This window comes from uncultured Pseudokineococcus sp. (genome assembly GCF_947495735.1).
Lineage (GTDB): Bacteria > Actinomycetota > Actinomycetes > Actinomycetales > Quadrisphaeraceae > Pseudokineococcus.
The window spans coordinates 1-25,224 of record NZ_CANMAA010000020.1; the positions used below are offsets into that span (position 1 = coordinate 1).

Here is a 25,224-nt window from a genome sequence, read left to right on the forward strand (position 1 = left end):
CTCCTGGGCGGCGGCCTCCTGGGCGGCGGCCTCCTGGGCGGCGGCCTCCTGGGCGGCGGCCTCCTGGGCGGCGGCCTGCTCGGCGGCGGCCTGGGTGGGCTCCTGCGGGGTGTCGGCGCTGGGCACGGTGACCTGCCACCCGGGCTGGATGAGGTCCGGGTCGGTCAGCTGCTGCCCGTCGGGCTGCACGGTGGAGGTGGTCGCTGCGGCGATCTCGTCGTAGCGCTGTCCGTCCCCCAGGTCCTGCTCGGCGATGTCCCACAGGGTGTCGCCCGGCTCGACGACGCGGGTCTCGGTGCTCTGGTCGTCGACGGCGGCCGCGGGGGGTGCGGGCAGCGTGAGGGTCCATCCCGGGCGCAGCGTGTGGTCGGTGCCCAGTGACGTGCCGTCGGTCTGGACGACGTCGTAGTTGAGGGTGGCGATCTCGCGCCACCGCTCCCCCGTGCCGAGGTGCTCGGCCGCGAGGTCCCAGAGGTTGTCGCCGGGGGCGACCTGCACGGTCGGCGTCTCGGGGGTGGGCTGCGCGGCCGTGGCCATGCCGACGCGGCCGTCGTCGCCGGCGACGGCGTCCTGGGCGGTGGCCGGGGCCTGCTCGGCGGTGGCGGGCGACTGCTCGGTGAGGACCTGCACGGCCGCGGTCGGCGCGCTGGTCGGCCCGGTGGTGGCGGCAGCGGTGGTCGCGGAGGCGCTGGGCACGACGACGCCAGCGGCGATGACGGCCAGCAGCACGCCGGCTGCTCGCTGCTGGGGGGCCAGGCCGGGCAGCCGGGGCGCGGGCATACGGCGGATCTGCGCGGGGATCTCGGCGACGACGGCGACGGCGAAGCTGGCCCACCCGGCCCAGCCGAGCAGCGCGACGGCGGACAGGAACAGGCGCCCGGTCGGGTCGGGCCGGGTGAGGTCGTCGAGGGTGGGCAGCGGGTCCGGCAGCGGGTTGCCGGCGGCGACGAGCAGCACGTAGGGCACGCCGACGAGCAGGGCGATGAGCAGGACCGCCGCGGCGAGCGCCTTGACGACCGCGGTGGCGCGGTGGGTGGTCATGGGCGCTCCTCGGTGATGCCTCGGGCGGTGCGTGCGGTGGCGGTGGCGGTCAGCTCGGTGCAGGCGACGCGGGCGAGCATCACGGGGCACCAGGTGGTGCTGGTGGTGACCCGGACGCTGGCGCCGGTACCGGTCGCCTGGCCGCTGACGCCGGCGGCCTGCAGGTAGGCCCGTGCTGCCCGGGCGCCGGTGGCGGTGTCGAGCTGGGCGCGGCTGCCGACGACGAGGTCGCCGGCATCCATGGCCTGGGCGGCGGCGCGGGCAGCCTCCTGGGCGGCGGAGTCGACCCGCTTGATAGTGCTGATGCGGTCGGAGGTGTCGGCCAGGAAGCCGAGGCCGGCGAGCAGGGCCGCTCCGACGATGAGCACCAGCATCGCGGCGGATGCGCCGCGCTGGCGGTCGGCGTCCAGGCGGGCGCGGAGCCAGCGGGCTGCGCGGGTAGTGGTCATCGGCCTCGCTCCCGGTAGGTGTCCAGCGGGCTGGTGGCCTCGGCCTGGCGGGTGGTAGTGCCGGGGACACCGGGGACCGACAGGTCGGACAGGGCAACCGTGCAGGTGACGGTCACGGTGACGGTGGCGGGCGTGCCGATGGGGACGGCGTACCCGCTGGTGTCGACGTCGACGTCCACGGCGGCGCAGTCGAGGTCCTGCTGGGTGAGGCGGGCCCGGGCCTCGTCGCCGGCGGCGGCGCGGGCCTGGGGCGCCGTGCGCGCCAGCGAGGCGGTGCGGGCGGCGGAGGAGGCGGCCTGCTCGACGGCGGCCTCGGCGAGCACGGCGCGGCCGATGATGAAGACGGCGCCGACCATGACCAGCAGCAGCGGCGTCAGGATCAGCGCCTGGAGGCTGTTGGCGCCTCGGTCGCGGGTGCTGGTGACCAGGCGCAGGCGGGCGCGCACGCGGCGCTGGGCGTGGCTCACGACGCACCGACGAAGCGCTCGACGGGGCCGGTGGCGGTGCTGGCCACGGGCAGCGTCGGCAGCAGCGGCAGCAGCTGCGGGGTGCTGCCGCTGACGGTGACCGACGCGGTCGCTGCGCTGCGCTGGACGTCGACGGTGATGCCCCGCAGTCGCTGGTCCAGGCCGGTCCGGGACATGAAGTCGGTGGCGGCGGCGCGTCCGGCGTCGCTGGTGGCGCCCTCGACGCGGGCGGCCTGCAGTCCCTCGCTGGCGGCGTTGGAGGCAACCAGCCGGGCCTGCCACCAGAAGGTCACCTGGGCGGTGGCCAGCACGATCGCCAGGACCAGGACGATGATCGGCAGCGCGTCGATGGAGGCGCTGCCGCGGTCGCCGCGCAGAACGTGGCGACCGCGACGCAGAGCCTGGAGAAGGCCGCCGTGGTGGTGATGGTGCGGCTGGTCGGTACGCACGACGGCATCCTCCGGGTCTGGCTCGTGGGTGGGGTTCGCTGTCGCTGCAGGTGGTCCCGCAGTGCGGTCGGCTCAGGTCAGCCGGCCGATCTCCTCGCCGTAGCGCGCGAAGAGGAACGCGGCGACGAGGGCGGCGACGATCAGGACTCCGCCGAGGATGATGATCATCTCGATGCCTTGGATGCCGGCGTCGCGGCCACCGCGGTGCAGACGCTCGCGGACGCTGCGGGCCCGGGTGCCGGTCAGCAGGACGAAGGCGGTCAGCGCGGTGGTCACCGCGGCGGTCATGCGCATGGTCAGGGCCATGGGGTTCTCCTTGGTGATGGGGCCTGGTGTTGCCGGTCGGTGCGGTCGGTGTGCGCAGGGCCACTCGTAGGGGGTAGGCCCTCGGGGGCGCCCTGTTGTGACAGCGGACATCGCAGGGGCCTCCTCAGACGCTCAGCAGCGCGGGCAGCAGCAGCATCACGATGTAAGGGAACAGCAGGACGGTGTTGGGGATGACGGTGCGGGCGGTGGCCGCCCCAGCGCGGCCGTGCTCGGCGGTGAGCATCGCCAGGCGCAGCGAGCGGGCGCGGGCGCGCAAGGAGTCGTAGACCGCAGCGCTGTCCTCACCGGCGAGCCGCATGATGTCGGCGACGTCGGCCAGCTCGGGGACGCCGAGCTCCTCGCTGAGGCTCGCCAGGCCCTTCCACGGGGTCTGGCCGGCGAGGCGGGCGCGCAGCAGCTCTTCGCGGATGCGGCGGAACGGTGCGGCTTGGGCGACCTGGGCGGCCGCGGTCATCGACCCGGTGACGGAGTTACCGCCGACGCGCTCGAGGGCCACGAGCTCGAGGTAGGCGCCGACGGCCCGGGAGAAGTCCTCGCGGCTGGCGGCGGCCTGCTGCCGGGCGAGGATGTCGGGAGCCATGAACAGTGCGACGGCCAGGAACACCCCGAAGACGGCCGGCAGGGCGAAGGCCGCCGACCCGGAGATGACGGTGGTGGCGATGCCGAGAAGGGCTGGTGTCACCAGCCCGAAGATGCCGAGCAGGATCTTCTGCCCGTAGAAGGCGTGCAGCGGCACCTGCAGCAGCGCGAGGTCACGCACGGGTACCTGCAGCCAGGTAGGGCCGGTGCCGATCCGGCGGTGCAGCAGGCCTCCCAGTCGGGACTGGATGCCTCCACCGGAGAGGTCGGCCCCGGTCGTGGTGCCGGCTCCGGTCGGGCGTAGCCGGCTCATCGCGTCGGTGAGGTCGGCCTGACGGGGGACGGCGACCTCGCGCACGAGGAGGAAGAGGCCGAACGCGGCCACGGCACCGGCCAGCAGCGCGAGCTGGGCGGCGCTCACGCGGAGGTCCGCTGGCGTGCGCCGGGGGCGGGCAGAAACCGCGGTGCGGGCTTGCCGACCGCCAGGGAGCGCACCCACACGAGCGCGCCGATGTAGACCGTCAGCAGGACGGCCAGCACCAGCTGGCCGAGCCCGCTGGAGTAGGTCTCGGTGAACGCCGGCCAGAACAGGAACGCGAGGACGAAGACCGTCAGCGTCCCGATCGTCATGAAGCGGGTCGTCTGGCGGGGTGTCTGGAGCCCGGCCTCGATCTTGCGGCGCAGGTTGACCTCCTCGGCGGTGGTCTCTGCGAGGTCCTTCAGCGCTTCGGACAGCCCGCCTCCTCGGCGCTGGCTGTTCAGCTGCAGGCTCGCGACGACGAGGTCGCCGGTGGCGTCGTCGAGGTCGTCGGCGAAGGCCAGCAGCGCCGGGCGCAGCCGCCAGCCGGCGTTCATCCGGGACACCAGCAGCTGCACCTGCGGCTTGATCGCGGCGGGAACCGACCGCAGGCTCGCGCGCAAGGTGGCTTCCAGGCTGCCTCCGGTGGCCAGGACGCCGACCAGGGTGCGGGTCCACGACTCCAGCGCGTCGAGCTTGTCGACGTCGGTGGCGCCTGCCGGCGGGCGCAGGAGCGTAGGCAGGCCCACCACGGCCGCCGGCAGAACCACCACGGCCAGCACCCACCCGCTGAACAGCCACCCGAGGACGCCGGCGGCCAGGCCGGCGACCAGGAGTCGCTGGTGGGTGCGCCGGGCCCGTGTCGGCAGGTGCGTGCCCAGGACGGCGGCCAGCGGCCGCGGCAGCGTGAAGGTGGACCGGCGGCGCCGGGTGGGGGCGCTGGGTCGCTCGGCGCGGGGCAGGAGCTCGCGGGCGAGCACGACGAGCCCGCCGACGGCGACCAGGACCCCCACGACGGTCAGCAGCTCACGCATCACAGCTCCCTGGCGCGGCGCAGGCCGGCGGGAAGCTCGGGCCACGTCGACAGGCGTCGCTCGAAGGCGGTCGGGTCCCAGCCGACGTCCTCGAGGTCCTCGACGAAGCTCGGCGCGTCCTCAGGGACCGCGCGGCCGTCCGGACCGGGCACGAACAGGGCCGTCGGCGCGCCCTGCAGGACCGTGACGTCGCCGTAGGACGGCTCGATGACCTCGCGCACGAAGCGGTGGCGCCGACCGGTGGTCCGGTCGCGGCGGGTGCCGATGTGCACGACGAGGTCGATGTTGCCGTTGACCATGCGGTAGGCGGGCAGGTGGCCGATGCCCTTGAGCATCAGCAGGGTCGCCAGCCGCTCGACGGCGTCCGCGGCGCTGCGGGCGTGCAGGGTCGTCATCACGCCGGCGCCAGCCTGGGCGCCCTTGATCAGCGCCAGCAGCTCGTCCTCGCGCAGCTCGCCGACGACCAGCCGCTCGGAGTTCGAGCGCAGCGTCTTGGGGAACAGGTCGTCGAGGGTGATCTGACCGGCCGAGCGTCCGTTCGGGCCGACCTCGCCGCTACCGGGCCGCTCGGCCAGGGTCACCGGCCTGCGCTCGCGCCCCGGCAGCTGGTCGAGGTAGAGCTCGTACTGCGACTCCAGGGTGATGAGCGACTCCTCCGCGGGGATCTTGGCGGCCAGGGCGCGCAGGAGCGTCGTCTTGCCCGCGCCCATGTCCCCGCAGATGACGACGCTCTTGCGCGCCACGATCGCGGCGCCGAGGAAGTTGGCGAGGGTGAGCTCGAGCATCCCGGCCTCGACGAGCTGCTCGAGGGTGATGTTCTTCAGCCGGTCGATGCGCAGCTTCAGGACCGGCACCTGGGAGACGTTGACGAACCCCTGGACGCGCACCCGCCCGGGCAGCGCCTGCTCCAGCCAGGGCTGCGCGGGCGTGAAGCCGGGGTTGTCGTACTGGCTGGCCAGGAACTGCACGTCCGCGGTCAGCGCCTCGTCGTTGTCGGCGATCGGCGGGTGCTTCACGCGGCGGCCGTCGGCGTGCAGCGTCAGCACGTGGTCGTGGCCGACGATCTCGACGTCCTCGATGGTGACGTCGTCGACAAGCGGCTGCAGCCGTCCGAGCCCGAACACGCCGTCGAAGACGGCCTTGGCGGTGGCCAGGTCCTGCTCGGGCGACGGGACGAGACCGCCCTCGGAGGCCTGTGCCTCCGCGTGCTCGCGCAGCAGGTCGCGGATGAGGGACCGGCCGAGCTCGCGGCGGGTGTCCTCCGGGACGGACCCGCCGCGAGCGCTGATCTGCGAGGAGAGCCGCTCGGAGGTCAGCTCGCGGATCCGGCGCACGTGGTCCCAGTCGACGCCCGCGGTCGGGGTCGTGGTGGGCAGCGGCGCCGACGGGACCTGCGTGGCCGGCGTGCGGTCGCGGTGGGCGACCGGGGGCGTGCGAGGGGTCGGCGGCACCTGGGTCGGAGCCGCACCGTCGAGGGCGCCGGGGCGCACTGTCGAGGTGGTGCGTCCTCGGCCGGCGCCGGACAGCAGCGGCAGGGACCTGATGTCCCGCTCGGCCGGTCCGTCGTGCCCGCCGGGAGGGGCGGTGGGGCGCTGGGTGCTCACGGGGTCTCCTGCACGGGGATGGTGGGGGCTTGGCCGGCGTCGGGTCGCAGGCGCTCCTGCCGGCGGCGGGCCAGGTCCTGCAGCGAGGCGCCCAGGGTGTTGATGGCGCGCACGTAGCCCGACTGCTGGTGACGGCGCCGGGCTGCAAAGCCGTGGCCGTAGACGCCGGCCTCCAGGGGCGCCCACGGCAGCGGCTGCAGAACGTGCGCGCCGGTGACTCCTCGCGTGATCTCCCGCACGGTGTAGGGACTCTCGCCGGCGGGGTGCTCGCCCCGGCCCTCCCCCACCGGCAGGACCGCCAGCGCGTCCGAGCCCGCGCCGTTGGTCTGCAGGTCGTCCACCAGGCGCCCGTGCCGGGCGTCCAGCGCGGTCAGGTCCGGCAGCCGGGTCCCGGTCAGCAGCACCACCGCGTCAGCGGCCCGCAGCAGCGGGACGGGCCCGTAGGCGGCGCCGAGCCGGCCGACGTCGACGATCGCGTCGACGCCGGCGCGCTCGAGGCCCAGCAGCACGGTGGTCAGCTCGGCCCAGATGCCGGGCAGCGCCTCGGCGTGGCCGAGGTCGGACAGGCCCAGCCCCTGGGCGGGGTCGGACAGACCCGGCACCAGGTGCCGGTCGGGGCCCAGCGTGAGGGTGTTGTCCCACAGGTCCTGCACGGTCAGCGGTGCGGAGCGGCGGGCGAGCCCGAGCTGCACCAGCCCGCGGTCGTGCGGGAGCGAGGCGCGCAGGTAGCCGGCCATGACGGCGCTGGTGCCCGAGACGTCGGCCTCCACCAGCACGGCCGGTCGGTGCCACAGCATCGTCAGCGCCACCGCGGTGGTGCTGACACCCGGGGCGCCCTTGGCGGACGCCAGCGCGACGATCGCCATCAGCCCTGGCCCTGCGGGGTCGCGGGCGCAGCTGCCTCGAGGGCCGCCTCGGGAGCGGTGGGGGTCTGGGCCTCCGCCGCGGGGGCGGTGCTCCCCTGCTCGGTCTCCTCGGCGGCGCCCTCGTCGGTGGCGGTCTCGTCGTCGGCAGTCGCCGGTTGGTCGGCCGCGACGTCCTCGGCGGCGCCCTGGCCGGGGGCGGTGTCCGCGGGCAGCAGCACCAGGGCCAGCCGGCCGGCGGCTGCCCGGGCCGCCAGCGGCGCGGCGGGGCCGGCCTCGAGGGCGACGTTGACGACGGTCTGGTTGGTGTCGATCACGGTGCTGGTCGACAGGACCTGCGCCTGCGTCGACAGCGGCGCGCCCTCGAGGGTCTCCCCCGCCGCGGGCGTCTCCACCAGCAGGACCTGCCGGCCGGGCGCCAGCGGCTCGCTGGGCATCTGCGCGGGGGTCAGGACGACGCCGACGGTGGACGCCTGCGCGGGGGTCGTGGGCTCGGGGGCCACCGCGGCGCTGGTCAGCAGGGAGCCCGGCAGCAGTTCGACCGTGGCGTACTGGCCGACGAGATCGGTGATCTGGTCACCGGGGACGGTCTGCACGGTGGGGTCGAGCGAGATCGAGGCGGTGCCGAGGTCGTCGACGGTGAGCTGGTCGCCGGCGACGACGGCGGAGGTGACGACGACGACCGGCACAGTTTCGGAGGTCGAGGTCACCAGGTAGGAGGCGCCCAGCGCCCCGGCCGCGGTGAGGGCGACGCCGATGCCGATGAGGGCCGGCCGCCGGCGGGCCCGGGCGGGGCTGCCCACGGGCGCGGCCGGCGAGGTGGTCGGCGTGCCCGGGGTGGTCTTGGTGGTGGGGGCTGCGGGTGTGGTCCTGGTGGCCATGCGGTCCTCTGCTCGTCGGCTGCCTCGAGGTGGCAGCAGGTGGCGGGACCAGGTCCCGTTCTGGGTGGGTTCGCAGTGGTCGGCAGGCGCCACCGTACCCCAATGGTCTGTCTTAGACATACAATTTGCGGATGACGTCCTGCGATGCTGCGCCGGTGCCCGTGGTTGTCGAGCCTGACGTCGACGTCCCTGCCGACGTCCGCGCCGCCAGTCGCGCGTTCGCCTCTCCGCTGCGGGTGGCGATGCTGCACGCGCTGGCGCAGGAGGCGCTGAGCACCGCCGAGCTGGTCGCCGAGCTCGACCTGCCGACGCGGCAGACGCTGCCGGCGAACCTGCGCGCGCTCGAGGAGGCCGGGGCGATCACCGGGACGCCTGCGCCCGGGCACCGCCGCGGCCGCACGGTCAGGTGGCGCACCGACACCGGCCGCGTGCGGCAGCTCGTCAAGGCTCTGGAGGCCTTCGCCTCGGGCCAGGTGCCCCAGGCGCCTGCGCGCCACGTCACGGCTGCCCCCCCTGCGGTCGACTGACCGACGACAACCCATTCGTGCCGAGTTGCGCTCCCCCACCACCCACAGTAGGTCGCTGCACCGACTGGGTGACGGGCCGCCAAGACCTCGAACAGGTGACGCCTCTGGCGATAGGGGTGACAGCGGGCCTGGTCGCTGGCCCGCTGCTCCACGCCTGACGTGCCAGGTCCTGTGCGGCAGGGCTGCTCACCCGTCCGCCTCCCGCCGAGCCAGGTAGGTCGACAGCGCCAGGACCACCAGCGCCGACCGCTTGCGGGAGCTGCCGCCGGTGACCTGCTTCACGAGGTCGTCCAGGACGGCCTGGTTGGCCGGCGACATCGCGACGTACCAGCTGATCTGGGGCTCGACGCCCGAGCGCTGCGGCGCGCTGTCGCGGCTGAAAAGGCTGCGCCCCTGCGCGTGAGGACTGCGCAAGGACTCCGCCCACAGCTGCGGCAGCTCCTCGGCCGTCGCCTCGAGGGCGTCGAAGAGCAGGTCGGCGTTGCGGGCACCGGTCCGCTCGAGGTGGTCGTTGATGCGCTGCCGCAGCGCGGTCGAGGTGTAGATCACCACCGCGCCACGTCGGTCACGGCCAGCGCGCCCACCGGCGGGGTTGGAGTCCGTGCCGGCGCCCGCCGGGCGCGCGTCGTCGCCGGTAGCCGGCGGCTGGTCCTGACCCGCCAGAGGTGCGTCCTGCTCGTCGCCCTGGTCCTGCGGCGGGGCCTCCGCGGGCGCCTGCTGGCTGCCGGCGCCGCGTCCCGGCCCCAGGCGCGAGGCGAGCCCGCTGGTGCGGCCGAAGGCGCCCGCGAGGTCGGTGGCCGGCAGCCCGCCACGACGGTCCTGCGGCTCGCTCACGACTGCGCTCCCCCACGCTCGCCCTGCTGCTGCTCGCGCTGCAGCAACAGCTCCACGATCTCCTCGGCCACCAGCTGCAGGTCGGCGGCCACGGTGCTGGCCGACCGCGGCAGCGCGGGCTCGTCGACCGCCGTCCCGGACCGACGTCCGACGTACCAGGGGCTCTGCGCCGCCAGGGCGCCCTCGAGCTCGTGCATCAGCTGGCCCCGCTCGCGGGCGTCGGCAGCCGCGGCCTCGGCGTAGCGGACCGAGGCCGTCAGCACCGACGCGGCGCCGCCGAGGTCGGCGGCCAGGTTCTCGCGGGCGCGGCGGTCGATCCTCGTGGCGGACTTGGTGACCGCGAACAGCACCACGCCCAGCAGCTCCAGGTCGGGGTTGAGCTCGCGGGCGGCCGCGAACCGATCAGCGACCTGCCGCAGGCCCTTGCGCGAGGAGGAGTCGCTGCGGGTGGGCACCAGCAGCCAGCGGGCGGCGGCCAGCGCGGCGTCCTGCATGACGCCCTCCCCCGGCGGGCAGTCCAGCACCACGAAGTCGTAGGAGCCGGCGACCTTGGCGAGCGCGCGCGCCAGGCCGAGGACGGCTGCGTTGCCGTCCCGGGCGACGCGCGAGCGCAGCACGGCGCTGGTGTCCTCGAGCGCGACGCCGCCGGGGATGACGTCGAGGTTGGGACGGACGGCGCGAGCCGGCACGGGCGCGCTGGAGGCGGTCAGGGCCGTGAGCAGTCCTCGGCCCTCGTCGTCGACGTCGGTGCCGGTGTAGCCGAGGTCCTCGGCGAGGTTGCCCTGCGGGTCCAGGTCAACCAGGAGTACCTGCTGGCCCGCGGCGGCGAGCAGGCCGGCGACGTTGGCGGCGAGGGTGGTCTTGCCGACCCCGCCCTTGCGGTTCATCACGGCGATGGTGCGCCTGAGTTCGTCCATGGGGGTGGCTCCCAGAGGTGGATGGTCGATCAAGTGGTGGCAACAGTAGAGGGAACACGCCCTCGTGTGCGGCTAGCAGCGCCGCGGCGTGTGGATAGCCGGTGGCATACGAGAAACCAGCGAGCACGCTAGCGCGGCCCTAGTAAGTGGCTAGTAAGCGCCTAGCAGGCCGTCTACTAGCCGACATGCAAGCCACACACGCGCCGCCCACCGGCGCCTTACTAGCGCCACGCCAGGGACATGCCGTTCCAATACGTGTCGCCGGTGAGTCTCCAGCGGGCCTCTAGCGAGCCTCTGGCGAGCCGCTGGCGAGCCGCTGACTAGTCCCTCGTGCGTGGCGCGTGGCCCCGCTCGTCCGGAGCGTGTCGGCCCTCCGGCCGCCCGGGTCTGGTTGGGACTGGGGGGAGCGGGCGGTCTCCTGCGGCGCCGGGCGCTACCGGTCGGTGGGCGCTGTGACCGCGTGAGCGTCGTGGGGCGCACGTGTCCCCAGGGTCGCCTCGAACGGGGGTCGTCCGGGGCTCCGTGGCGACCTGGTCCCGGCCGGGCCGTGGCTGGTGTGGGCCTGCCGGGGGCGAGGGGTTGCTGCGGGCGACTCAGGCGGCACGCAGCGCCGGCGCAGGCGCGCCGGCGGCTGCGGGGTTGGGCTCGAGCTCCCACATGCCCTGCAGGTGGTCGACCGGCGTCTCGACGATCGAGCGCACGTGGTCGGCGAGCCGCTGCTTGAGCCGGGAGACGCGCTTGCGCATGGCGAGGTAGGAGATCCCGACGTCGTGCGCCAGGCCCTGCAGATCCCGGCCGTGCGGGCCCTGGTCGGCCAGCTGCACGAGCCAGGTGGCCTCGGTGACCGTTACGACGTGCGAGCGCACCGCCCAGGCGAGCACCTCGGTCAGCGGCAGGTCGGTGGCGCTGGTGCCGGGGGAGGGGAGCGACTCGTGGTCCTCGGTCAGGGGGACCTCGTGCGGTCGGCTCTTCTGGTCGCGGGTGAGGCGCTTGAGGGTGTCAAGGGTCAGTCGCGTGGCGGTGCCCTCGGGGTGGTCGGTGGGGCACGTCGGGATGACCAGGACGAGCCACCCGACGAGGTCGACATGGACGTCGTCGGTGCTGGCGCCGTGGGTCCGCCGCAGCCGGCGGCCCATGGCCACCAGGTCCCCAAGCAGCAGCTGGGTGATGGCGCGGACGGCGAGCTGGTCACCGGTGTGGGCGAGCTGCACCAGCGCGTTGAGCACCTCGTCGCGTCGGGCACGTCGGGCTGAGGCGTCGACGAGCAGGGTCCCGCGGGCGTGCTCCTCGAGGTCGACCAGGTCGCTCAGGCCGCCGAGCGGCTGCGGGTGCTGGCGGCGCCAGTCGTCCAGGCCACGGGCGGCCGCAGGGGAGGCGGCCAGCTGCTCCCACTCGCGGTTGAGCGCGCCGACGAAGCCGCCGCAGCGACGCGGAGGGCGAGCGGCACCCCGCGTGCTGGCGCCTCCGGCGACGGTGCCGGCGGGGGGCGCGGGAGAAGGCTTCGTGAACATGACGGGCGTCCGGGAGGGCGTCCGGGAGGGCGTACGGGCGGGCGCGTCGGCCCTGCGCCGGGGGGCAGGGACGCAGGTGGCGGCCGGGGCGGTGGTGGGCACGGGAAGTGCGGCGACAGGCATCGGGGTGGCTCCTCTGCGCGGGTGCTGTGTCGCTTCCCGACAGTCCTCACGCCGCCTTGCCCGTGGCCTTGCCCCAGCGCGGCCCTGCAGTGTGACGTGCATCACATTGACGCTCGGATGGTCTTGTCCGCACGCGTCGTCCCAGGTCAGCGGGTTGGGCAAGGCCTTCGGCTGACGGCAACTGCCCCTCCGGTGACGTGCGCAGGACCTGATGGCGAAGTCGGCTGTCACATCTGCGCCGGTCCGGGACCTACCCGTGGTGAGGGCCGGCGATGGGTCCTTCACGACTGGAGGGACCTGGCGATGACGCGACTGCACCTGGCAACGAGCAGCACCGACGCTGCTCGATCTGGCCCTGCTCGAGGAGCCCGTGCCGCCTCGTCGGCGTCCCCGGGTCCCGGGCCGGACAGCGACCACCTCGGCGACGTCGTGGAAGTGGTCACCGCCCGGCGCCGCGTCGACGAGGTCTTGGCCCGGCTGGTCGCCCAGCCCTTCGACGAGGCCGCGATGGCCGACCTCGACCGGTGGCGCCAGGAGTGCCTGCCGTCGGCCCGCGGCGCCTGGGCGCGGCTGCGCTCGGGCGGCAACGGCCCCTTCCAGACCCCCGAGGCGGGTGAGCCGACGCCGGTGGCTGGCTCGCGCTCCCCGTCTCGGGTCCGCCGTCCTCGCGCTGCGGCGGCCCGCGCATGAGCACCTTCGTGCTGCCGCCCTTCGACGAGGTCGTCGACGACCGCGCCCCCCAGCCCCAGCCCGAGCGCGACCGTCGACCGGCTCGGCCGTGGTCGAAGAGCTCGCATCGAGCGCGTCGTCACCGGCGGGCGCAGGCCCCGGTGAGGGCCCAGGCCCGCTGGACCGGAGGCAGTGCCCTGGCCGCCCGGGCGACCACCGGTCTGGTCGGCGTAGCGCTGCTGGCAGGGCCGGCGGCACTGGGGCTGGTGGCCTACTCGGCCAGCCGGCCGGCGGTGTCCGCCGCCGCCGAGGCCGGCCCACAGGAGGGGAGCCCCGACGCCCTCGTGGCCGGCCAGCGCGCCCAGCAGTGGGTCAGGGCCTGGCTGACCACACCCAGCTCGCAGGAGGAAGCCCTCGGCGAGCTGTGGATCGGTCGGGTCCAGCTTCCGGCGGTGGCCTCCCAGGTGCAAGAGACCACGGTCGCCGACCTCACCCAGGTCGCCTCAGGCCAGTGGTCGGTCACCGTCGCCGCCGTCGTCACCGACCCCGCCCCCGCGGGCGGCGCCGGTGAAGGGGAAGGGGCCGTGCCGGCGGCGCAGCCGGTGACGCGCTTCTTCCAGGTGCCGGTGGCCGTCGAGCGCGGCGACGCGACCGTGGCCACCGTGCTGGCGCTGCCGGCACCCGTGCCGGCTCCCGCGAGCGGGACCGCCCCGACGGTGAGCTACGCCGACACCGTGGGCGCGGACGCGCCGGTGTCCCAGGTCGTGACGTCCTTCCTGACGGCCATGCTGACCGGCCAGGGCGACCTGGAGCCCTACCTGAGCCCGGGCACAGCCCTGGTGCCGGTGGAGCCACCGGCTGCGACGTCGCTGGCCGTGCGCAGCGTCGGTCCGGCGATCGCCGACCAGCCCGTCCTGGAGCCCGAGGTGCCCCAGGACGGCGCCCGGCTGCGCGTGCTCGCCCAGGTCGACCTCGTCGACGCGAACGGCGGCGAGCGCGCGAGCACCTACCCGCTGACCCTGACGGCCCGCGACGGGCGCTGGGAGATCACCTCCCTGGACGCCCTGCCTCTGCTGCGCACGCCCGCGCCGTCGGCCACGACCGCCCCCGCAAACGGGCCCGCCCCGGGCTCGTCGCCGGCGGGCACCCCGAGCGCTCCCGCGACCGCGGGCAGCTGACCCACCCACCCCCTGCGCCCACCGGCGTCCTTCTGGAGGAGAACCCCATGACCATCACCACCCTCGTCATCGAGCAGTCCGCGGTGCTGGCCGCTGCCTCGCCCCCGGTGCTAGCCGGCGCCGGCGTCTTCGACCGGGTCAGCGGCCTCTCGCAGGAGGCGCTGGACACCATCAAGGTCATCGGCGTGCTGGTCGGGGCCTTCGTGGCCCTCGGCGGGATCATCCGCGCCCGCGGGGCCGTCGCCGGGTCAGTGGTGGCCTTCCTGGTGGGCGCCTTCATCGGGTGGGCGGTGTGGAACATCGACAACCCCACCCTGCGCAACGAGATCGGCAGCGACCTGACCAGCGCCCCGGCGTCCGCGCCGGCCTGGGAGCAGCCCGCACAGGCTGCGGACCGCCAGGAGCAGTCGGCCGCGGAACCGGTCGCCCAGGCCGGCCCCTCGAGCACCTTCGTGCTGTCCCTGCCCTCCGACCGGCCCGCCGGCCCGTCCGTCGACGCGGCCTGAGCTGCGACGCGCGCTGGAGACCATGATGGCTGAGACAAGCCCGACCCTGGTCATGCGGGTGTTCACCCGTGGCCTGAAGATCCCCACGCTGATCGGCAAGCTTCAGGGCGGGGTGCGGATCTGGGGCGGGCCGTACACGACCACGCAGGTCTACGGCGCCATCGCCATCGTCGTCGTCGGCTTCATCTACGGCGACCTGCTGCTCCCCTTCGGGTGGGTGGGCAACCGCGTCACGGTGGCGGCCATCGCCCTCGGCGTCGGGTACCTGCTGGGCCTGGTGCGCGTCGGCGGCCGCGACCCCGTCTCGGCTGCCCTGGCCCTGGTCGCCGTCATGTCAGGACCGACGGCAGGCCGCTACGGCGGGCGGCCCGTGCGCCTGCCTCGCCCCGGACGGGCCCGCCAGCGCATCCAGCTGCAGGCGGGCCCGTCCTCGGCGCCGGCCGCCGAGGCCCCGCCTGCCCCTGCAGGTGAGACGCAGCCGGCGACGACGTCGGCCACCACGCCGTCTCAGCCCGCCCTCACCGTGCCCGCCGCGCCCGCTGCGGCCGGGCGATCTCTGAGCGGCCTTGAGCAGCGCCTGGCCGTCTCGACCGCCACCTCCTCGAGGAGCTGACCACGATGCCCACTCAGCGCCAGCCGGCACTGACCATGACCGGCCACCTGCAGTGGACCCGCCACGGGCAGGTCTGGGCCACCTGGCGACTGCGCGCGTCCTCCTACGGGATGCGACCGGTCCGCGAGAAGAAGACCGTGCGTGACCTGCACCGGGCGCTGCTGCGAGGCCTGGACGGGCAGGCGCTGCTGCTGGGCGTGGTCGCCCTCACCGACCCCACCGAGGTCGTCGAGCGGATGATCGAGGGTGTCGACCTCGACTCGTGCCCGCAGTGGGTCGAGGAGGCCGAGGCGACCCTGGACCGGCTCTCGGAGCTGCCGATGGGCGCGCGCACCTTCTGGTTGTCGGTCCCGTTGGCCAACACCGGCCGCGACCGGCTGCTGGCGCCCGGGGCTGCGGCCGTCAACGCCACCCGCGAGACCCTCGCCCTGCCCATGGCCAGGCCCTCCGCGGCGCAGATCGAGGCGCGGATGGCTCAGGCCGCCGTGCTGCAGGCCGCCATCCCGACCACCTTCGCCCCGACGCCGGCGAGCGTCGCCGAGCAGGTCTGGCTGGCCGCGCACGCCCAGCGCCGCGGCCTGATGGACCTCCCCGTCCCGACGTCGGGCAGCCCCGCCGCTGACGAGCTCGTCACCCGCTCGGGCGCGGCGCTGGCCGAGCCGCTGCTCGACGAGGGCGGGCAGGGGGAGGGGCGACGAGGGGACCTGCGCCGGGTCAACCCGTTGAGCCAGCGCTTCCTGAAGGTGAGCGACCCCGCAGCCGCCGACGTCCTCGACCAGCCGCCGTCCTACCAGGCCCTCATGGTGCTGGGTGACCTGCCCGCCGGCGGCATCGTCTTCCCCGGCGCGGAGTACCTGCAGCAGCTGGACCGCGTCGAGGTCGACGTCGACTGGGCCGTGCGCCTGCAGGTCCACAACCGCGACAAGGTCCTCGCCCGGACCCGCAAGGCGGTCAAAAACCTCAACGACCAGTACGACCAGCAGGACGGCGCCACCAGCACCGGTCACCACTCCCTGGACCTGGCCAAGGAGCTCCTCGCCGAGTACGAGGCCTCCTTCGCCCACGACCGCATGGAGATCGAGGTCGAGCACACCACGATCATGGCCGTCGGCGGGATCACCGCCGCCGAGGCCGAGGGCGCCGCCAAGACCGTGTGCAAGGCGATGGCGCAGTTCGACATCCGCCTGGACCGTCCCGTCGGCGCGATGACCGACCTGTGGTGGCAGATGCAGCCCGGGGTCGCGACCAGCCGGCTCACCGGCCAGCTGGCGCAGATCACCACCAGCTCCCACTACGCGATGGTCTGCCCGGTCACCACCTCCCGGCTCGGCGACGCCGCCGGGATCCCCATCGCCCAGACCCGCGCCACCAACCGGCCCCAGATCGTGCTGCACGAGATCGACCGGCACACCCAGGGCAACGTCGGCGCCTCCGTCGCCATCGCCGGCGAGACCGGCGCCGGCAAGACCTACTTCCTGCTGTCGCTGTGCGGCGCCGTCGCCGACAGGGGTGGGCAGTTCCTGTCCATCGACCGCTCCTCCGAGGCCGAGTACGCCCGCCTGGCCGCCGAGCTCGACGACCACACCGTCGTCGACATGGCCGACCCGGCCTACTCGATGGACCCGTTGCGGCTGATCGCCGACCCGGGCCGGGCAGCCCAGGCCGCCGAGACCTTCCTGCTGCCGCTGACCGGCATCAGGGCGCAGTCCCCCGAGGGCGACACCCTTTCGGAGGTCCTCAGCGCCGAGTACCGCGCCCGCCACCATCTCGAGGGACTGCTCGACGTCGTCGAGCACCTCAACTCCCCGGCCTGCGAGCTCCCCGACGCCGGAACCCTCGCCTCGCGGCTGCGTTCCTTCGCCCGACGCGGCCTGGGCAAGGTCGTCTTCGACCGGTCCCTGCCGCCGATGCCGATGACCTCCCAGGCCACCGTCTGGCTCACCCGCGGCCTGGACCTGCCCACCACGGAGGAGCTGTCCCAGCAGCACCTGTTCAACGGCCTGTCGATGGAGAAGCTCTTCGGCCGCGCCTACTACGCGCTGATCGCCGGCCTGGCCCGCGAGATCGCCCGGGTCGACCGGTCGCGTCTGACCTTGCTCACCTGCGACGAGACCCACCAGATCAACTCCTCGCCGGAGTCCCAGCTCGCGGTGACCTTGTTCATCCGCGAGGGGCGACGCACGAACGCCGGCGTGGGGCTGGGCAGCCACGCTCCCGAGCAGGACTTCGGCGACGAGGTGCAGCGTGGCCTGATCCGCACCCGCGTCGCGGTCCGCCAGCCCGACCGTGCCCTGGCCGAGCAGACCCTGCGCTGGCTCGGTCTCGACCCCCGCGAGGAGGCGTTCGAGCACCACGTCGAGACGCTCATGCTCGACACCTCCCCGCTGGACCCCGCCACCAACAAGGTCCGCCCTGAGCGGCGCGGCGAGGGCTTCATGAAAGACGTCCACAGCGGCATCGAGCCGGTGCGCATCCTCGGCCCCGCACTGGCCCGCCGCCGTCGCGCCATGGACACCACCCCCGGTGCCCACGCCCAGCTACCCACCGCGCGCCGCCCCGTCGACGTCGACGTCCCGGCGACGAGCCCCGCCCCTGGCGAGACACCGACCACCACACCGGAGGTCCCGGCGCCCACCGGTGAGCCGGCCCCGGCCGCAGCCACCTCGCCCACCAGGACGCGGACGAGGACCACACCGGCAGCCAAGCCCGCGGCGGCTAGGACGGCCAAAACGACGGCCAAGACGACGGCCAGCGGGGCAGCACACCGGTCGACGGCCAAGACCAGCGCCAAGGCGGCGGCCCCTGGGACCGCCGCGACGCCCCCTCGGGCGCGCCGCACCGCCACGTCCCCGGAGCAGGCGACGCCCGCGCCCACCGACGAGCCGGACGCGGCGCCGACGGTCGCGCGCCCACGCCGCAGCCGCGCGACGGCGACCTCGTGAGCACCCGCACGCCCCGTCCCCGGCGCCCCGCCAGCCTGGTCCTCGCCGGAGTGGTCCTGGCGCTGCTCGGCGTGCTCACGGCCGCAACGCCGGCCTCGGCGTCGTCGGCGACCGCACTGGCCGACCTGATGGGCACCGAGGACCCCTCCGGGCACCAGATCACCGACTACCAGCTCGCCGTCGACGACGGCGGCTGGAGCGGGCGCACCACCGGCCAGAGCATCAGCGCCTGGCTCCTGACCAGCGCCTGGGACAACTACCGCTTCACGGTCGGCGTCGCGCTGTGGCTCTACGAGCAGGCCCGCGCCCTGACCTGGCTCGAGGTCGTCCGGGCACCGCTGGAGCAGGTCGCCACCGTGCTCGAGCAGGTCGTCGACGAGCTCGGCCTCATCCCGCTGTTCGCCGTCATCGCCGCCGTCATCGCCGGCGCCTGGGCACGCTCGGGCCGCTACGGCACCGCCGGGTCGCAGTTCGCCATCGCCCTGGTGCTGTCGGTGCTCGCCGGAGGGATCCTGGCCAACCCCGTCGCCGTCCTCACGGACGAGAACGGGGCCCTGTCGACCGCCCAGGACATCGGCCTGGAGATCAGCGACCGGGTCAGCGCCGGGCCCGTCACCTACGGGCCGCCGGCACCCGGCGACTCCCAGATCGCCCCCCAGGACGAGGGCGTGTCCAGCCAGCTGATCGACCTGTTCGTCCGCACCCCGCACCAGGTCCTCAACTACGGCTCGGTGATCTCCCCAAGATGTGTCGAGGCCTACGACCGCTCCCTGGACGCCGACGACACCGAGGAGGCCCGCGAGATCGTCGGGGACTGCGACGAGGCCTACGCCGAGGCCGCCGCAGCTCCGGGCGACGCGCTACCGACGATGACGGTCATCGCCCCCGGCGCAGGCGTGCTCCTGCTCCTGCTGGTGACCCTCACCGCCGTCCTGATGATCGCCACCCTCGGCGCGTTGTGGCAGGCCGTGATGCTGGTGGTCAACCTCGTCAAGGGCATCCTCCCGGCGCAGGGGCGGCTGGAGTTCTGGCAGTGCCTGTTCCAGATCCTGTCCTGGCTGCTGGTGATGGTTCTGGCGCTCGTCGGGGTGGGGCTCTACGTCCGGCTCCTGCAGGTCGTCCTGAACACCGCCGAGTGGGGGCCGCTGCAGACCTTCCTGATCGTCGACATCCTCATGCTCATCGCCGCCGGGTGGCTGGTCAGCATGGTCATCAAGAACCGCAAGGCCGGGAAGAAGTGGGGCAAGAGGGTCTCCGACAAGACCTCACCGACCCCGGTTGCGCCCAAGACGCCCTCGCCGGTGGCCACGATGGTCCAGTCCGCCGCGGGCCAGGGGCTCGCGATGGCCGGCAACCGGGCCATCGGCGGCGTGGGCAGCGCGCTCACCTCGGGCGCCGGCGCTCGAGGCGGCACCTTCAGCGGCGCCGGCTCGGGCGGGCCGACCCCCACCGTGACCCAGCGCGCCGCGGGAGCCGCCCGGCTCACCGGCAAGGGCGCGATGCTCGCCACCAAGGTGGCACTGGGGTCGACCGTCGGGCTGCCCGTCTACGCACCCCGCGTCGCCCTGCAGGCCGCCAGCGCCGCCTCGTCAGCCAGCACCGCCATGCGCGCCAAGCTCGCCGCCTCCAAGGCCCGCGCCAGCGCCGGCGTCGCCGACCGCGTCGGCCAAGCCCGCGACTTCGGCCAGGAGTACGCGCACAACGTCGCCGTCGCCGGTCGTGTCGCCGGCAAGTACAGCGGCGCCACCGCGGCGGGTCGGGCCGTCGGCAAGGGCGCGACCACGGCCGCCGGCGCCGCCGCCGCAGCGTCGGTGGCGCCCCGGGTGGCGGCCCAGCTGCGCAGGCCCGCGGGTGCGAACCCGTCGGCGACCCAGGCAGCTGTGCAGGAGCTGGCCCGCCGCCGCGCTGACGCCGACGCCCGCACCTCACCGGCGTCGCCAGCAGCCCCCACGGCAGTCTCAACGGCGGCTCCGGTGGCGCCGTCCCCGGTGAACGTGCCGGGCGCGACCGGCCACGACGAGGTCACCTACGACCGGCTCACGGTCGGGCAGCGGCTGCGGCAGCGGGCGCAGACGGCGTGGGCGGCTAGCCCGCTGGGGTCCACGCGGGAGTCGTCGACGCCGCCCGCGGCCGCCCAGGCCGCCTCGTCCTCCGCGTCGACGCCGCCGGCGGCCCCGCCCGCCCCCGGGGCCGGCGCCAACGACGGCGCCGCCGCTGCGCGCGTGAGCGAGCTGCGCGCCCGCCTGGCCGCAGCCCGCGGCCGCCAGCGCTGATCCGTGGACGTCGACGAGCCCGACGAGGGCGGCACCTCGACCTGGGTCGTCGCTGCGATCGCCTCCGTGGTCGTCGGCGTCCTGGTCGTCGGCCTCATGGCCGCCGGCGCGGTGTTCGTGGCCGTGCTCGGCGGGGCAGTGGCCTCCAACACCGCGGCGCAGGCCGCCGCCGGCTCTTGCCTGGGCGCCGGCACCAGCGGTGGCGTGCTCGTCAGCGGCCCCGGCGCCGGCGGTGGAGGCTTGGCGCGCTCGGACCTCAGCCCCGAGCAGGTCGAGCGGGCCCGCGAGATCGTCGCGGTGGGGGAGCAGCGCGGACTGCCGCAGCGGGCGGTGGTGATCGCGCTGGCGACCGCGGCGCAGGAGTCGGGGTACCGCAACTACGCCAACGACGGCACCGGGCAGCTGCGCGCCGACCAGCGGGACGTGGCGCTGTCGCTGGACTTCCCCCACGACGCGGTCGGGCGCGACCACGGGTCGGTCAACGCCTTCCAGCAGCAGTACCCGATCTGGGGGCCGCTGGAGGTGCTGATGGAGCCGCTGTCGGCGGCGGGCCTGTTCTATGACGCGCTGCTCGAGGTCGACGGGTGGGACCAGCTGCCGGTCACGGTGGCCGCCCAGCGGGTGCAGCGCTCGGCGTTCCCCGACGCCTACGCCGACGACGAGGCCCTCGCGGTCCAGCTGGCCACCGAGCTCGCCGGCGCCGGCGCCGGCGCCCTCAGCGGTGGCACGGGCGACGTCGTGCCCGCTGCGGCGAGCGGGCCGGTCCTGTGCGGCGGCGGGCCGGCGCTGACGTGCGCCCCGACCGGCCTGGCCGGCGAGGAAGGCCTGACCCCGGACGCACTGCGGGTGCTGCGGTGCGTGCAGCAGACCTTCGGCGACCACACCTACGGCGGGGTGGGGAAGCGGGCGGCCAACCCCGGCAGCGACCACCCCTCGGGGCGCGCCGTCGACGTGATGGTCGACGCCTGGGACACCTCGGCCGGGCGAGCCCACGGCGACGACGTCGCCGCCTACCTGCAGACCAACGCCGCCGGCCTCGGCGTGAAGTACCTGATCTGGGGCGCCCAGATCTGGCACGCCGAGCGCCCCGACGAGGGCTGGCGTCCCTACACCCACCCCTCCGGCGGCGGCGGGCCGACGCTGGCGCACCTGGACCACGTGCACGTGTCCGTCTACGGCGACGCCGCCACCGCCCCCGCCGGCACCGGCGGCCCTTGGGTGCTGCCGACGTCGGGCCCGGTGACCAGCCCCTTCGGCATGCGCATGCACCCGATCCGCGGAGTCATGCGCATGCACAACGGCCAGGACCTCGCCCCGCCCGCCGGCACCCCGGTCGTGGCGGCCGCGGCCGGCACCGTGACTCACTCCGGCCCGATGGGCACCTACGGCAACCTCGTGATCATCGACCACGACGGCGGGGTGCAGACCTACTACGCCCACCTGCAGAACGGCCTGCTGCCCCTGGTCGGCACGCCGGTGCAGGCCGGCCAGCTGATCGCCCGGGTCGGCAGCACCGGCGGGTCGACCGGCCCGCACCTGCACTTCGAGGTCCGCGTCGCCGGCGAGCCGGTCGACCCGGTCGCCTACCTCGCCCAGCGCGGCGTCATCGTCCTCAGCCGAGCGTGAGGACCACCGCCATGCCCACCCCCACCCGGAGGCCCACGTCTCCGCCGGCAGCAGCGCCGACGTCGCGGCGGTCCTGGCTGGTGCCCGCGGCCGCGGCCGCCGTCCTGTTCGCCGCCGGCGCGTGGCTGCTCGCCCCGACCGCCGCCGACCTCCTCACGCCCGGCCTGTCGGCCACCTCGTCGACGACCGCCCCCGCCGGTCCGGCGCCCGCGCGCGACGAGCCGGCCGCCGACCAACCGCCCGTCACCACGACGTCGACGTCGACGAGGGCTCCCTCGAGCGCCCCGCCCTCGGACCAGCCGCAGCAGCCCACGCCCGCGGCCATCGAGACCGCGCCCACCGACACCGGCGAGGCGCCGCCGGAGCAGCAGTGGCGCCCGGTCGCCGAGGGCTTCGCGGCAGACTTCGCCGCCCCCGGCGAGGACTGGGCCCAGCGCCTGGCCGCCTGGACCACTCCCGAGCTCGCGCAGGCCTACGCCTACACCGACCCGAACCGCCAGCCCTCCGCCGACCTTGCCGAGCTCGAGATCCACGAGGAGGGCCCAACGAGCGTTCGCGTGCTGGCGACCTACACCAGCGTGGTCGATGGTGACTTCGCCATCGACCTGCGGGTCCTGCTCACGCTTGATGGTTGGCGTGTCAGCTCGGCAGCGCCTGCGTGAAAGGTGCGGCCGCCGTCAAAGCCCATGCCTAACGTGGTGCTGCGGCCCGCGCTGCTGCGCGGAATTGCAGGCTCGACCGGTCAGTGGTGACGGGAGCGGCGCTGCTCGTAGAGCGCTGACGCAAGCTCGACTAGGTTGAGCACAGTGGCAGCAATCATGGTCAGCTGCTCAATCGACGCGCTAATGCTGATTTGACGGACGTCGCCGTTGTCGAGGGTCACGTCTTCGTGCTCCAGCATGGCGAAGGTGGCCCAGGCGCGACCGTGTGCGATGCCGCTGCCGGTCATCCACAGCAGTTCTAATACGTCAGCAGGAAGGGCTGTCGCGGTGGCTGCCTCGCGGACCACCTTGACGTAGCTGAATCGGCCCAGCACGGCGTCGGGGTCCTCGAAGCCGCGAGCGCGTGCGAGTTCCCTGATTTCTTCGTAGCGCTCGGCGGGCAGCCGCCCCGGCGGGGCCGGCGAAACGCCGGACAGCTCCTGCGCGCGACCGGACTCATAGACATCGTGACCGGCCAGCTTGAGCCGTCGACGGATGCGCTCGTCACGGGAGGCGGGGGCCAGGAGCCACACGGCCGTCGCGGCGTGCTCGAGCGCGGAGCGCAACAAGGTGTGGTGCGCCCAGGGCTGTGTCCGGTGCGCGTCCTCGACCAGTGCTCGGACGGCCTCGAGCTTGTCCAGGGCGAGGGTCAGGGCCAACCACGCCGCGTGAGAAAGGTGCAGCGGTGCCGTCGCGGCGTCGTCACCGGCCGACGCGCTGCCGTCCTGGACGGTCGGGGACGGCTCCTGGGTGATCAAGAAGTTGTTGCGGATCCGCGCGAAGATTTGCTGCGGGTCAGGAACTCCAGGAACTGAGCTCGGTGCGTCGTTCACGGCCTCAGCCTCGTCGAGAGGCAGGAGCGGCGGCCAGCTGAAGGCGTACCTCGGCGTCCCTGGGCCGGCGCTGAGCCCCTTCGGTCACCGCCAGGACGTGCGCGCCACCGGTCGGATCAGCGGACGGTGAGGTCGGGACGTCCGAGGTACCGGGGTTGCGTGTTGATCCAGCCAGAACCGCCTTGCCGCGCCAGGTCCGCCAGCTCGTCACGCTCGGCGAGCCGGTCCAGCACCCGTTGGAAGTTGACCAACTCGACTTCGGCGGCCTCGACGGTGCCGCCGAGGTTGCCGTGGCCCAGCAGCCCGACTCCCTGCTCAGCGGCCTCGAGGTCCCGTCGCAGCAGCGTGAGCGCCGGCGTGCTGACGGGCTCATGGTCCTCGACGAGCAGCAGAGGGTGCGCCGGCCTGTTGTGTCGCGCGCGGTGGCGCTCGAGGTAGGTCAGGAGCGCCCACCGTTCCCACGCCTCGTCATAGGCGCCCACGCCCAGGCCGAGGTCGCCCTGCAGCAGCGGTCGGAGGTGCTCGCGCATCGCAAGTTCGGCGTCATCGCCGTCGGCCCACAGCACGTGAGGTACCAGCGTGGCCCCGGACGAGTGCTCCCCGCGCTGCCACACGATCCGGTAGCCGCTGATCAGGCGTGCGACGAGGTCGTCGCGTCCGGCCGCGCAGGCGCTGATACCGGCGGCGTGGGTGAGCAGGGTGGCCGGGCCCAGCCGCAGGTCGATCAGCGGGGTGATCCCGCCGTGCACGCCACGGGGCGCGAGCCTGCCGATGGTGGGCACCCACCACTGGTCGGTGCGGGAGTCGCCCCAGTACGCGCTTGTTGCTACCAGCGCGGTGAGCGTTTCGGCGCCGGCGAGAAGTTGATCACGGCGTCGGGCGTACTCCTCCTGCCACCCCCCGTGGACCTCGAAGTCCGTGCTGCGCATCACCTCGAGGCTGGCCACCCGGTCGACGTCGCGGCGCAGGGTGTCGTGCAGCGGGATGGCGACCGACCGGCCGGACAGCGCCCTCTTGGCGTAGGACACCGCAGCGGACCGGGTGGTGGGGTCCTGCACGCGGCGCTCGCGGATGGCCTCGACGGCATCGGCGGCGCGGGACAGGAAGTCACCGGCGTCGGCGGTCACCTCCTGGGCTCGCCGGGCAACCGCCAGCTGTTGGGCGTGGTCGGACAGCAAGGCGCGGTCGACCCACCAGGTCCCGTACCTGCTGCTGCGGGCCGCCTGCAGCCGACCACGCAGCGCGGTGTCCCAGGCCGCGGACCAGCCGAGCACGAGCAGGCCGTACCGGTCGAACACCTCGTCCACCAGCGCGGTGGTGGCCTGCGGGTAGGTGCCGAGCTCCTCGGGGGTGTTGAGCGTCTCGGGGGACAGGTAGTGCCCGTGCAGGTGCACCACCAGCGCGCGTTGGTGCTGCAGCGGGTCCATCCCGGCGATGGCCGCCGCGGAATCCAGGACGACGGGCTCCACGCCGACCCGACGGATCGCGGTCTCGATCAACGGGTCGAAGTTGAGGGTCAGCACCACCTGCACCGCACCGTCGGCCACCAGCCTCGCCAGTGCGTCGTGGACAGCACCGGGGCCCTTCTCCTCACGGTCGCGCTCCTCGGCGGTCGGCTCGAAGTAGCCCCGCAGCAGGTCCCGGCGTCCCTGCGGGGTCGGCGCGAGGGCGGCGAGAAGGTCGTCGTACCCGGCGCCGCCCTCGCCGCGGGCGCGCCACCACGACTCCGGGTCCGCCGGCTCGGGGGCTCTCTCGGCCACGGCGACCTGGCGGATCAGGTCCTGGCGCACCTGCCACGCGGTGGGAAGGCCCGCCGAGGCTGATGCTCCCGCGCCGACAAGAGCGGCGACGGTGCCCGGTCCGGCGGCCAGCGCCATGGCCAAAGAGACGTGTGCATCCACGCCACCATGTTGCCCCGGCCCCCTTGCTGCAGCCCATCACCGATGCCGCCGGCACCGGCGGCGGCTGCCACGGCAGAC

The 25,224-nt window shown here is 74.5% G+C and carries 24 protein-coding genes; 9 read left to right on the forward strand and 15 right to left on the reverse strand.

Annotated elements, in window-relative coordinates:
- From Q0848_RS17585 to Q0848_RS17630, 10 genes are all read right to left on the reverse strand, one after another.
- The coding region (locus Q0848_RS17585) for a LysM peptidoglycan-binding domain-containing protein (protein ID WP_299039903.1) at positions 1 to 1,041 on the reverse strand (1,041 nt) is incomplete at its 3' end.
- Positions 1,038 to 1,490 (reverse strand): hypothetical protein, encoded by a 453-nt coding sequence (locus Q0848_RS17590; RefSeq protein WP_299039905.1) that lies wholly within the window; start codon positions 1,488 to 1,490, stop codon positions 1,038 to 1,040. The genes Q0848_RS17590 and Q0848_RS17585, both read right to left, overlap by 4 nt.
- Positions 1,487 to 1,957 (reverse strand): TadE family protein, encoded by a 471-nt coding sequence (locus Q0848_RS17595; protein WP_299039907.1) that lies wholly within the window; start codon positions 1,955 to 1,957, stop codon positions 1,487 to 1,489. The genes Q0848_RS17590 and Q0848_RS17595 overlap by 4 nt, the downstream gene beginning before the upstream one ends.
- Positions 1,954 to 2,406: a hypothetical protein gene (locus Q0848_RS17600; protein WP_299039909.1), complete on the reverse strand. Its 453-nt coding sequence runs from the start codon at positions 2,404 to 2,406 to the stop codon at positions 1,954 to 1,956. The genes Q0848_RS17595 and Q0848_RS17600 overlap by 4 nt, the downstream gene beginning before the upstream one ends.
- A 72-nt stretch (positions 2,407 to 2,478) precedes the next feature.
- Positions 2,479 to 2,712 carry a hypothetical protein gene (locus Q0848_RS17605; protein ID WP_299039911.1) on the reverse strand — a complete coding sequence of 78 codons (234 nt, stop codon included), beginning with the start codon at positions 2,710 to 2,712 and terminating at the stop codon, positions 2,479 to 2,481.
- 124 nt (positions 2,713 to 2,836) lie between these two features.
- On the reverse strand, positions 2,837 to 3,733 hold the full coding sequence (locus tag Q0848_RS17610) for a hypothetical protein (protein ID WP_299039913.1): 897 nt from the start codon (positions 3,731 to 3,733) through the stop codon (positions 2,837 to 2,839).
- A complete protein-coding gene (locus Q0848_RS17615) occupies positions 3,730 to 4,644 on the reverse strand; it encodes a type II secretion system F family protein (protein ID WP_299039915.1) in 915 nt (304 codons plus the stop codon). Before Q0848_RS17615 ends, Q0848_RS17610 begins: the two co-directional genes overlap by 4 nt.
- Complete coding sequence (locus Q0848_RS17620; RefSeq protein WP_299039917.1) at positions 4,644 to 6,248, reverse strand: CpaF/VirB11 family protein; 1,605 nt, start codon at positions 6,246 to 6,248, stop codon at positions 4,644 to 4,646. The genes Q0848_RS17615 and Q0848_RS17620 overlap by 1 nt, the downstream gene beginning before the upstream one ends.
- Positions 6,245 to 7,114 carry a hypothetical protein gene (locus Q0848_RS17625; RefSeq protein ID WP_299039919.1) on the reverse strand — a complete coding sequence of 290 codons (870 nt, stop codon included), beginning with the start codon at positions 7,112 to 7,114 and terminating at the stop codon, positions 6,245 to 6,247. Before Q0848_RS17625 ends, Q0848_RS17620 begins: the two co-directional genes overlap by 4 nt.
- Positions 7,114 to 7,992, reverse strand: coding sequence for an SAF domain-containing protein (locus Q0848_RS17630; RefSeq protein ID WP_299039921.1), 879 nt, complete (start codon positions 7,990 to 7,992; stop codon positions 7,114 to 7,116). Before Q0848_RS17630 ends, Q0848_RS17625 begins: the two co-directional genes overlap by 1 nt.
- A 131-nt stretch (positions 7,993 to 8,123) precedes the next feature.
- Here Q0848_RS17630 and Q0848_RS17635 point away from each other — a divergent pair, with 131 nt between their 5' ends.
- Positions 8,124 to 8,519 (forward strand): helix-turn-helix transcriptional regulator, encoded by a 396-nt coding sequence (locus tag Q0848_RS17635; RefSeq protein ID WP_299039922.1) that lies wholly within the window; start codon positions 8,124 to 8,126, stop codon positions 8,517 to 8,519.
- Between the two features lie 186 nt (positions 8,520 to 8,705).
- Here Q0848_RS17635 and Q0848_RS17640 read toward each other — a convergent pair whose 3' ends face one another.
- The 3 genes from Q0848_RS17640 to Q0848_RS17650 form a co-directional block, all read right to left on the reverse strand.
- On the reverse strand, positions 8,706 to 9,353 hold the full coding sequence (locus Q0848_RS17640) for a hypothetical protein (RefSeq protein ID WP_299039924.1): 648 nt from the start codon (positions 9,351 to 9,353) through the stop codon (positions 8,706 to 8,708).
- Positions 9,350 to 10,270 (reverse strand): ParA family protein, encoded by a 921-nt coding sequence (locus tag Q0848_RS17645; protein ID WP_299039926.1) that lies wholly within the window; start codon positions 10,268 to 10,270, stop codon positions 9,350 to 9,352. The genes Q0848_RS17640 and Q0848_RS17645 overlap by 4 nt, the downstream gene beginning before the upstream one ends.
- Before the next feature lie 593 nt (positions 10,271 to 10,863).
- The gene (locus Q0848_RS17650; RefSeq protein ID WP_299039928.1) at positions 10,864 to 11,781 is read right to left on the reverse strand and encodes a hypothetical protein; all 918 of its coding nucleotides are present in this window, start codon (positions 11,779 to 11,781) and stop codon (positions 10,864 to 10,866) included.
- Positions 11,782 to 12,333: 552 nt separating this feature from the next.
- On the opposite strand from Q0848_RS17650, the gene Q0848_RS17655 reads away from it, so the two are divergent.
- Genes Q0848_RS17655 through Q0848_RS17690 form a run of 8 tightly spaced genes read left to right on the forward strand, consistent with a single transcriptional unit; the run spans position 12,334 to position 22,373 of the window.
- Positions 12,334 to 12,594: a hypothetical protein gene (locus tag Q0848_RS17655; protein WP_299039930.1), complete on the forward strand. Its 261-nt coding sequence runs from the start codon at positions 12,334 to 12,336 to the stop codon at positions 12,592 to 12,594.
- On the forward strand, positions 12,591 to 13,751 hold the full coding sequence (locus Q0848_RS17660; RefSeq protein ID WP_299039932.1) for a conjugal transfer protein: 1,161 nt from the start codon (positions 12,591 to 12,593) through the stop codon (positions 13,749 to 13,751). Before Q0848_RS17655 ends, Q0848_RS17660 begins: the two co-directional genes overlap by 4 nt.
- A gap of 47 nt (positions 13,752 to 13,798) precedes the next feature.
- Positions 13,799 to 14,257 (forward strand): hypothetical protein, encoded by a 459-nt coding sequence (locus Q0848_RS17665; RefSeq protein WP_299039954.1) that lies wholly within the window; start codon positions 13,799 to 13,801, stop codon positions 14,255 to 14,257.
- A gap of 25 nt (positions 14,258 to 14,282) precedes the next feature.
- Positions 14,283 to 14,870, forward strand: a complete 588-nt coding sequence (locus Q0848_RS17670) for a hypothetical protein (RefSeq protein WP_299039955.1) — start codon at positions 14,283 to 14,285, stop codon at positions 14,868 to 14,870.
- A 5-nt stretch (positions 14,871 to 14,875) separates the two neighbouring features.
- A complete protein-coding gene (locus Q0848_RS17675) occupies positions 14,876 to 17,812 on the forward strand; it encodes an ATP-binding protein (protein WP_299039956.1) in 2,937 nt (978 codons plus the stop codon).
- Positions 17,809 to 20,085 (forward strand): hypothetical protein, encoded by a 2,277-nt coding sequence (locus Q0848_RS17680; RefSeq protein WP_299039958.1) that lies wholly within the window; start codon positions 17,809 to 17,811, stop codon positions 20,083 to 20,085. Before Q0848_RS17675 ends, Q0848_RS17680 begins: the two co-directional genes overlap by 4 nt.
- A 3-nt stretch (positions 20,086 to 20,088) precedes the next feature.
- Entirely contained in the window at positions 20,089 to 21,711 is a 1,623-nt protein-coding gene (locus Q0848_RS17685) for a M23 family metallopeptidase (RefSeq protein WP_299039960.1), read from the forward strand.
- 11 nt (positions 21,712 to 21,722) lie between these two features.
- Positions 21,723 to 22,373 carry a hypothetical protein gene (locus tag Q0848_RS17690; protein ID WP_299039962.1) on the forward strand — a complete coding sequence of 217 codons (651 nt, stop codon included), beginning with the start codon at positions 21,723 to 21,725 and terminating at the stop codon, positions 22,371 to 22,373.
- Positions 22,374 to 22,453: 80 nt separating this feature from the next.
- Here Q0848_RS17690 and Q0848_RS17695 read toward each other — a convergent pair whose 3' ends face one another.
- Positions 22,454 to 23,245 carry a hypothetical protein gene (locus tag Q0848_RS17695; protein ID WP_299039964.1) on the reverse strand — a complete coding sequence of 264 codons (792 nt, stop codon included), beginning with the start codon at positions 23,243 to 23,245 and terminating at the stop codon, positions 22,454 to 22,456.
- A gap of 116 nt (positions 23,246 to 23,361) precedes the next feature.
- Positions 23,362 to 25,146, reverse strand: a complete 1,785-nt coding sequence (locus Q0848_RS17700) for an SIR2 family protein (RefSeq protein ID WP_299039965.1) — start codon at positions 25,144 to 25,146, stop codon at positions 23,362 to 23,364.
- Positions 25,147 to 25,224: the final 78 nt, after the last annotated feature.

Bases quoted from the DNA above. Each gene is read 5' to 3' on its own strand.
- Q0848_RS17590 (WP_299039905.1), bottom strand. From the start codon at position 1,490: ATGACCACTACCCGCGCAGCCCGCTGGCTCCGCGCCCGCCTGGACGCC.
- Q0848_RS17605 (WP_299039911.1), bottom strand. From the start codon at position 2,712: ATGGCCCTGACCATGCGCATGACCGCCGCGGTGACCACCGCGCTGACC.
- Q0848_RS17615 (WP_299039915.1), bottom strand. From the start codon at position 4,644: ATGCGTGAGCTGCTGACCGTCGTGGGGGTCCTGGTCGCCGTCGGCGGG.
- Q0848_RS17625 (WP_299039919.1), bottom strand. From the start codon at position 7,114: ATGGCGATCGTCGCGCTGGCGTCCGCCAAGGGCGCCCCGGGTGTCAGC.
- Q0848_RS17630 (WP_299039921.1), bottom strand. From the start codon at position 7,992: ATGGCCACCAGGACCACACCCGCAGCCCCCACCACCAAGACCACCCCG.
- Q0848_RS17635 (WP_299039922.1), top strand. From the start codon at position 8,124: ATGACGTCCTGCGATGCTGCGCCGGTGCCCGTGGTTGTCGAGCCTGAC.
- Q0848_RS17645 (WP_299039926.1), bottom strand. From the start codon at position 10,270: ATGGACGAACTCAGGCGCACCATCGCCGTGATGAACCGCAAGGGCGGG.
- Q0848_RS17650 (WP_299039928.1), bottom strand. From the start codon at position 11,781: ATGTTCACGAAGCCTTCTCCCGCGCCCCCCGCCGGCACCGTCGCCGGA.
- Q0848_RS17660 (WP_299039932.1), top strand. From the start codon at position 12,591: ATGAGCACCTTCGTGCTGCCGCCCTTCGACGAGGTCGTCGACGACCGC.
- Q0848_RS17665 (WP_299039954.1), top strand. From the start codon at position 13,799: ATGACCATCACCACCCTCGTCATCGAGCAGTCCGCGGTGCTGGCCGCT.
- Q0848_RS17670 (WP_299039955.1), top strand. From the start codon at position 14,283: ATGGCTGAGACAAGCCCGACCCTGGTCATGCGGGTGTTCACCCGTGGC.
- Q0848_RS17675 (WP_299039956.1), top strand. From the start codon at position 14,876: ATGCCCACTCAGCGCCAGCCGGCACTGACCATGACCGGCCACCTGCAG.
- Q0848_RS17690 (WP_299039962.1), top strand. From the start codon at position 21,723: ATGCCCACCCCCACCCGGAGGCCCACGTCTCCGCCGGCAGCAGCGCCG.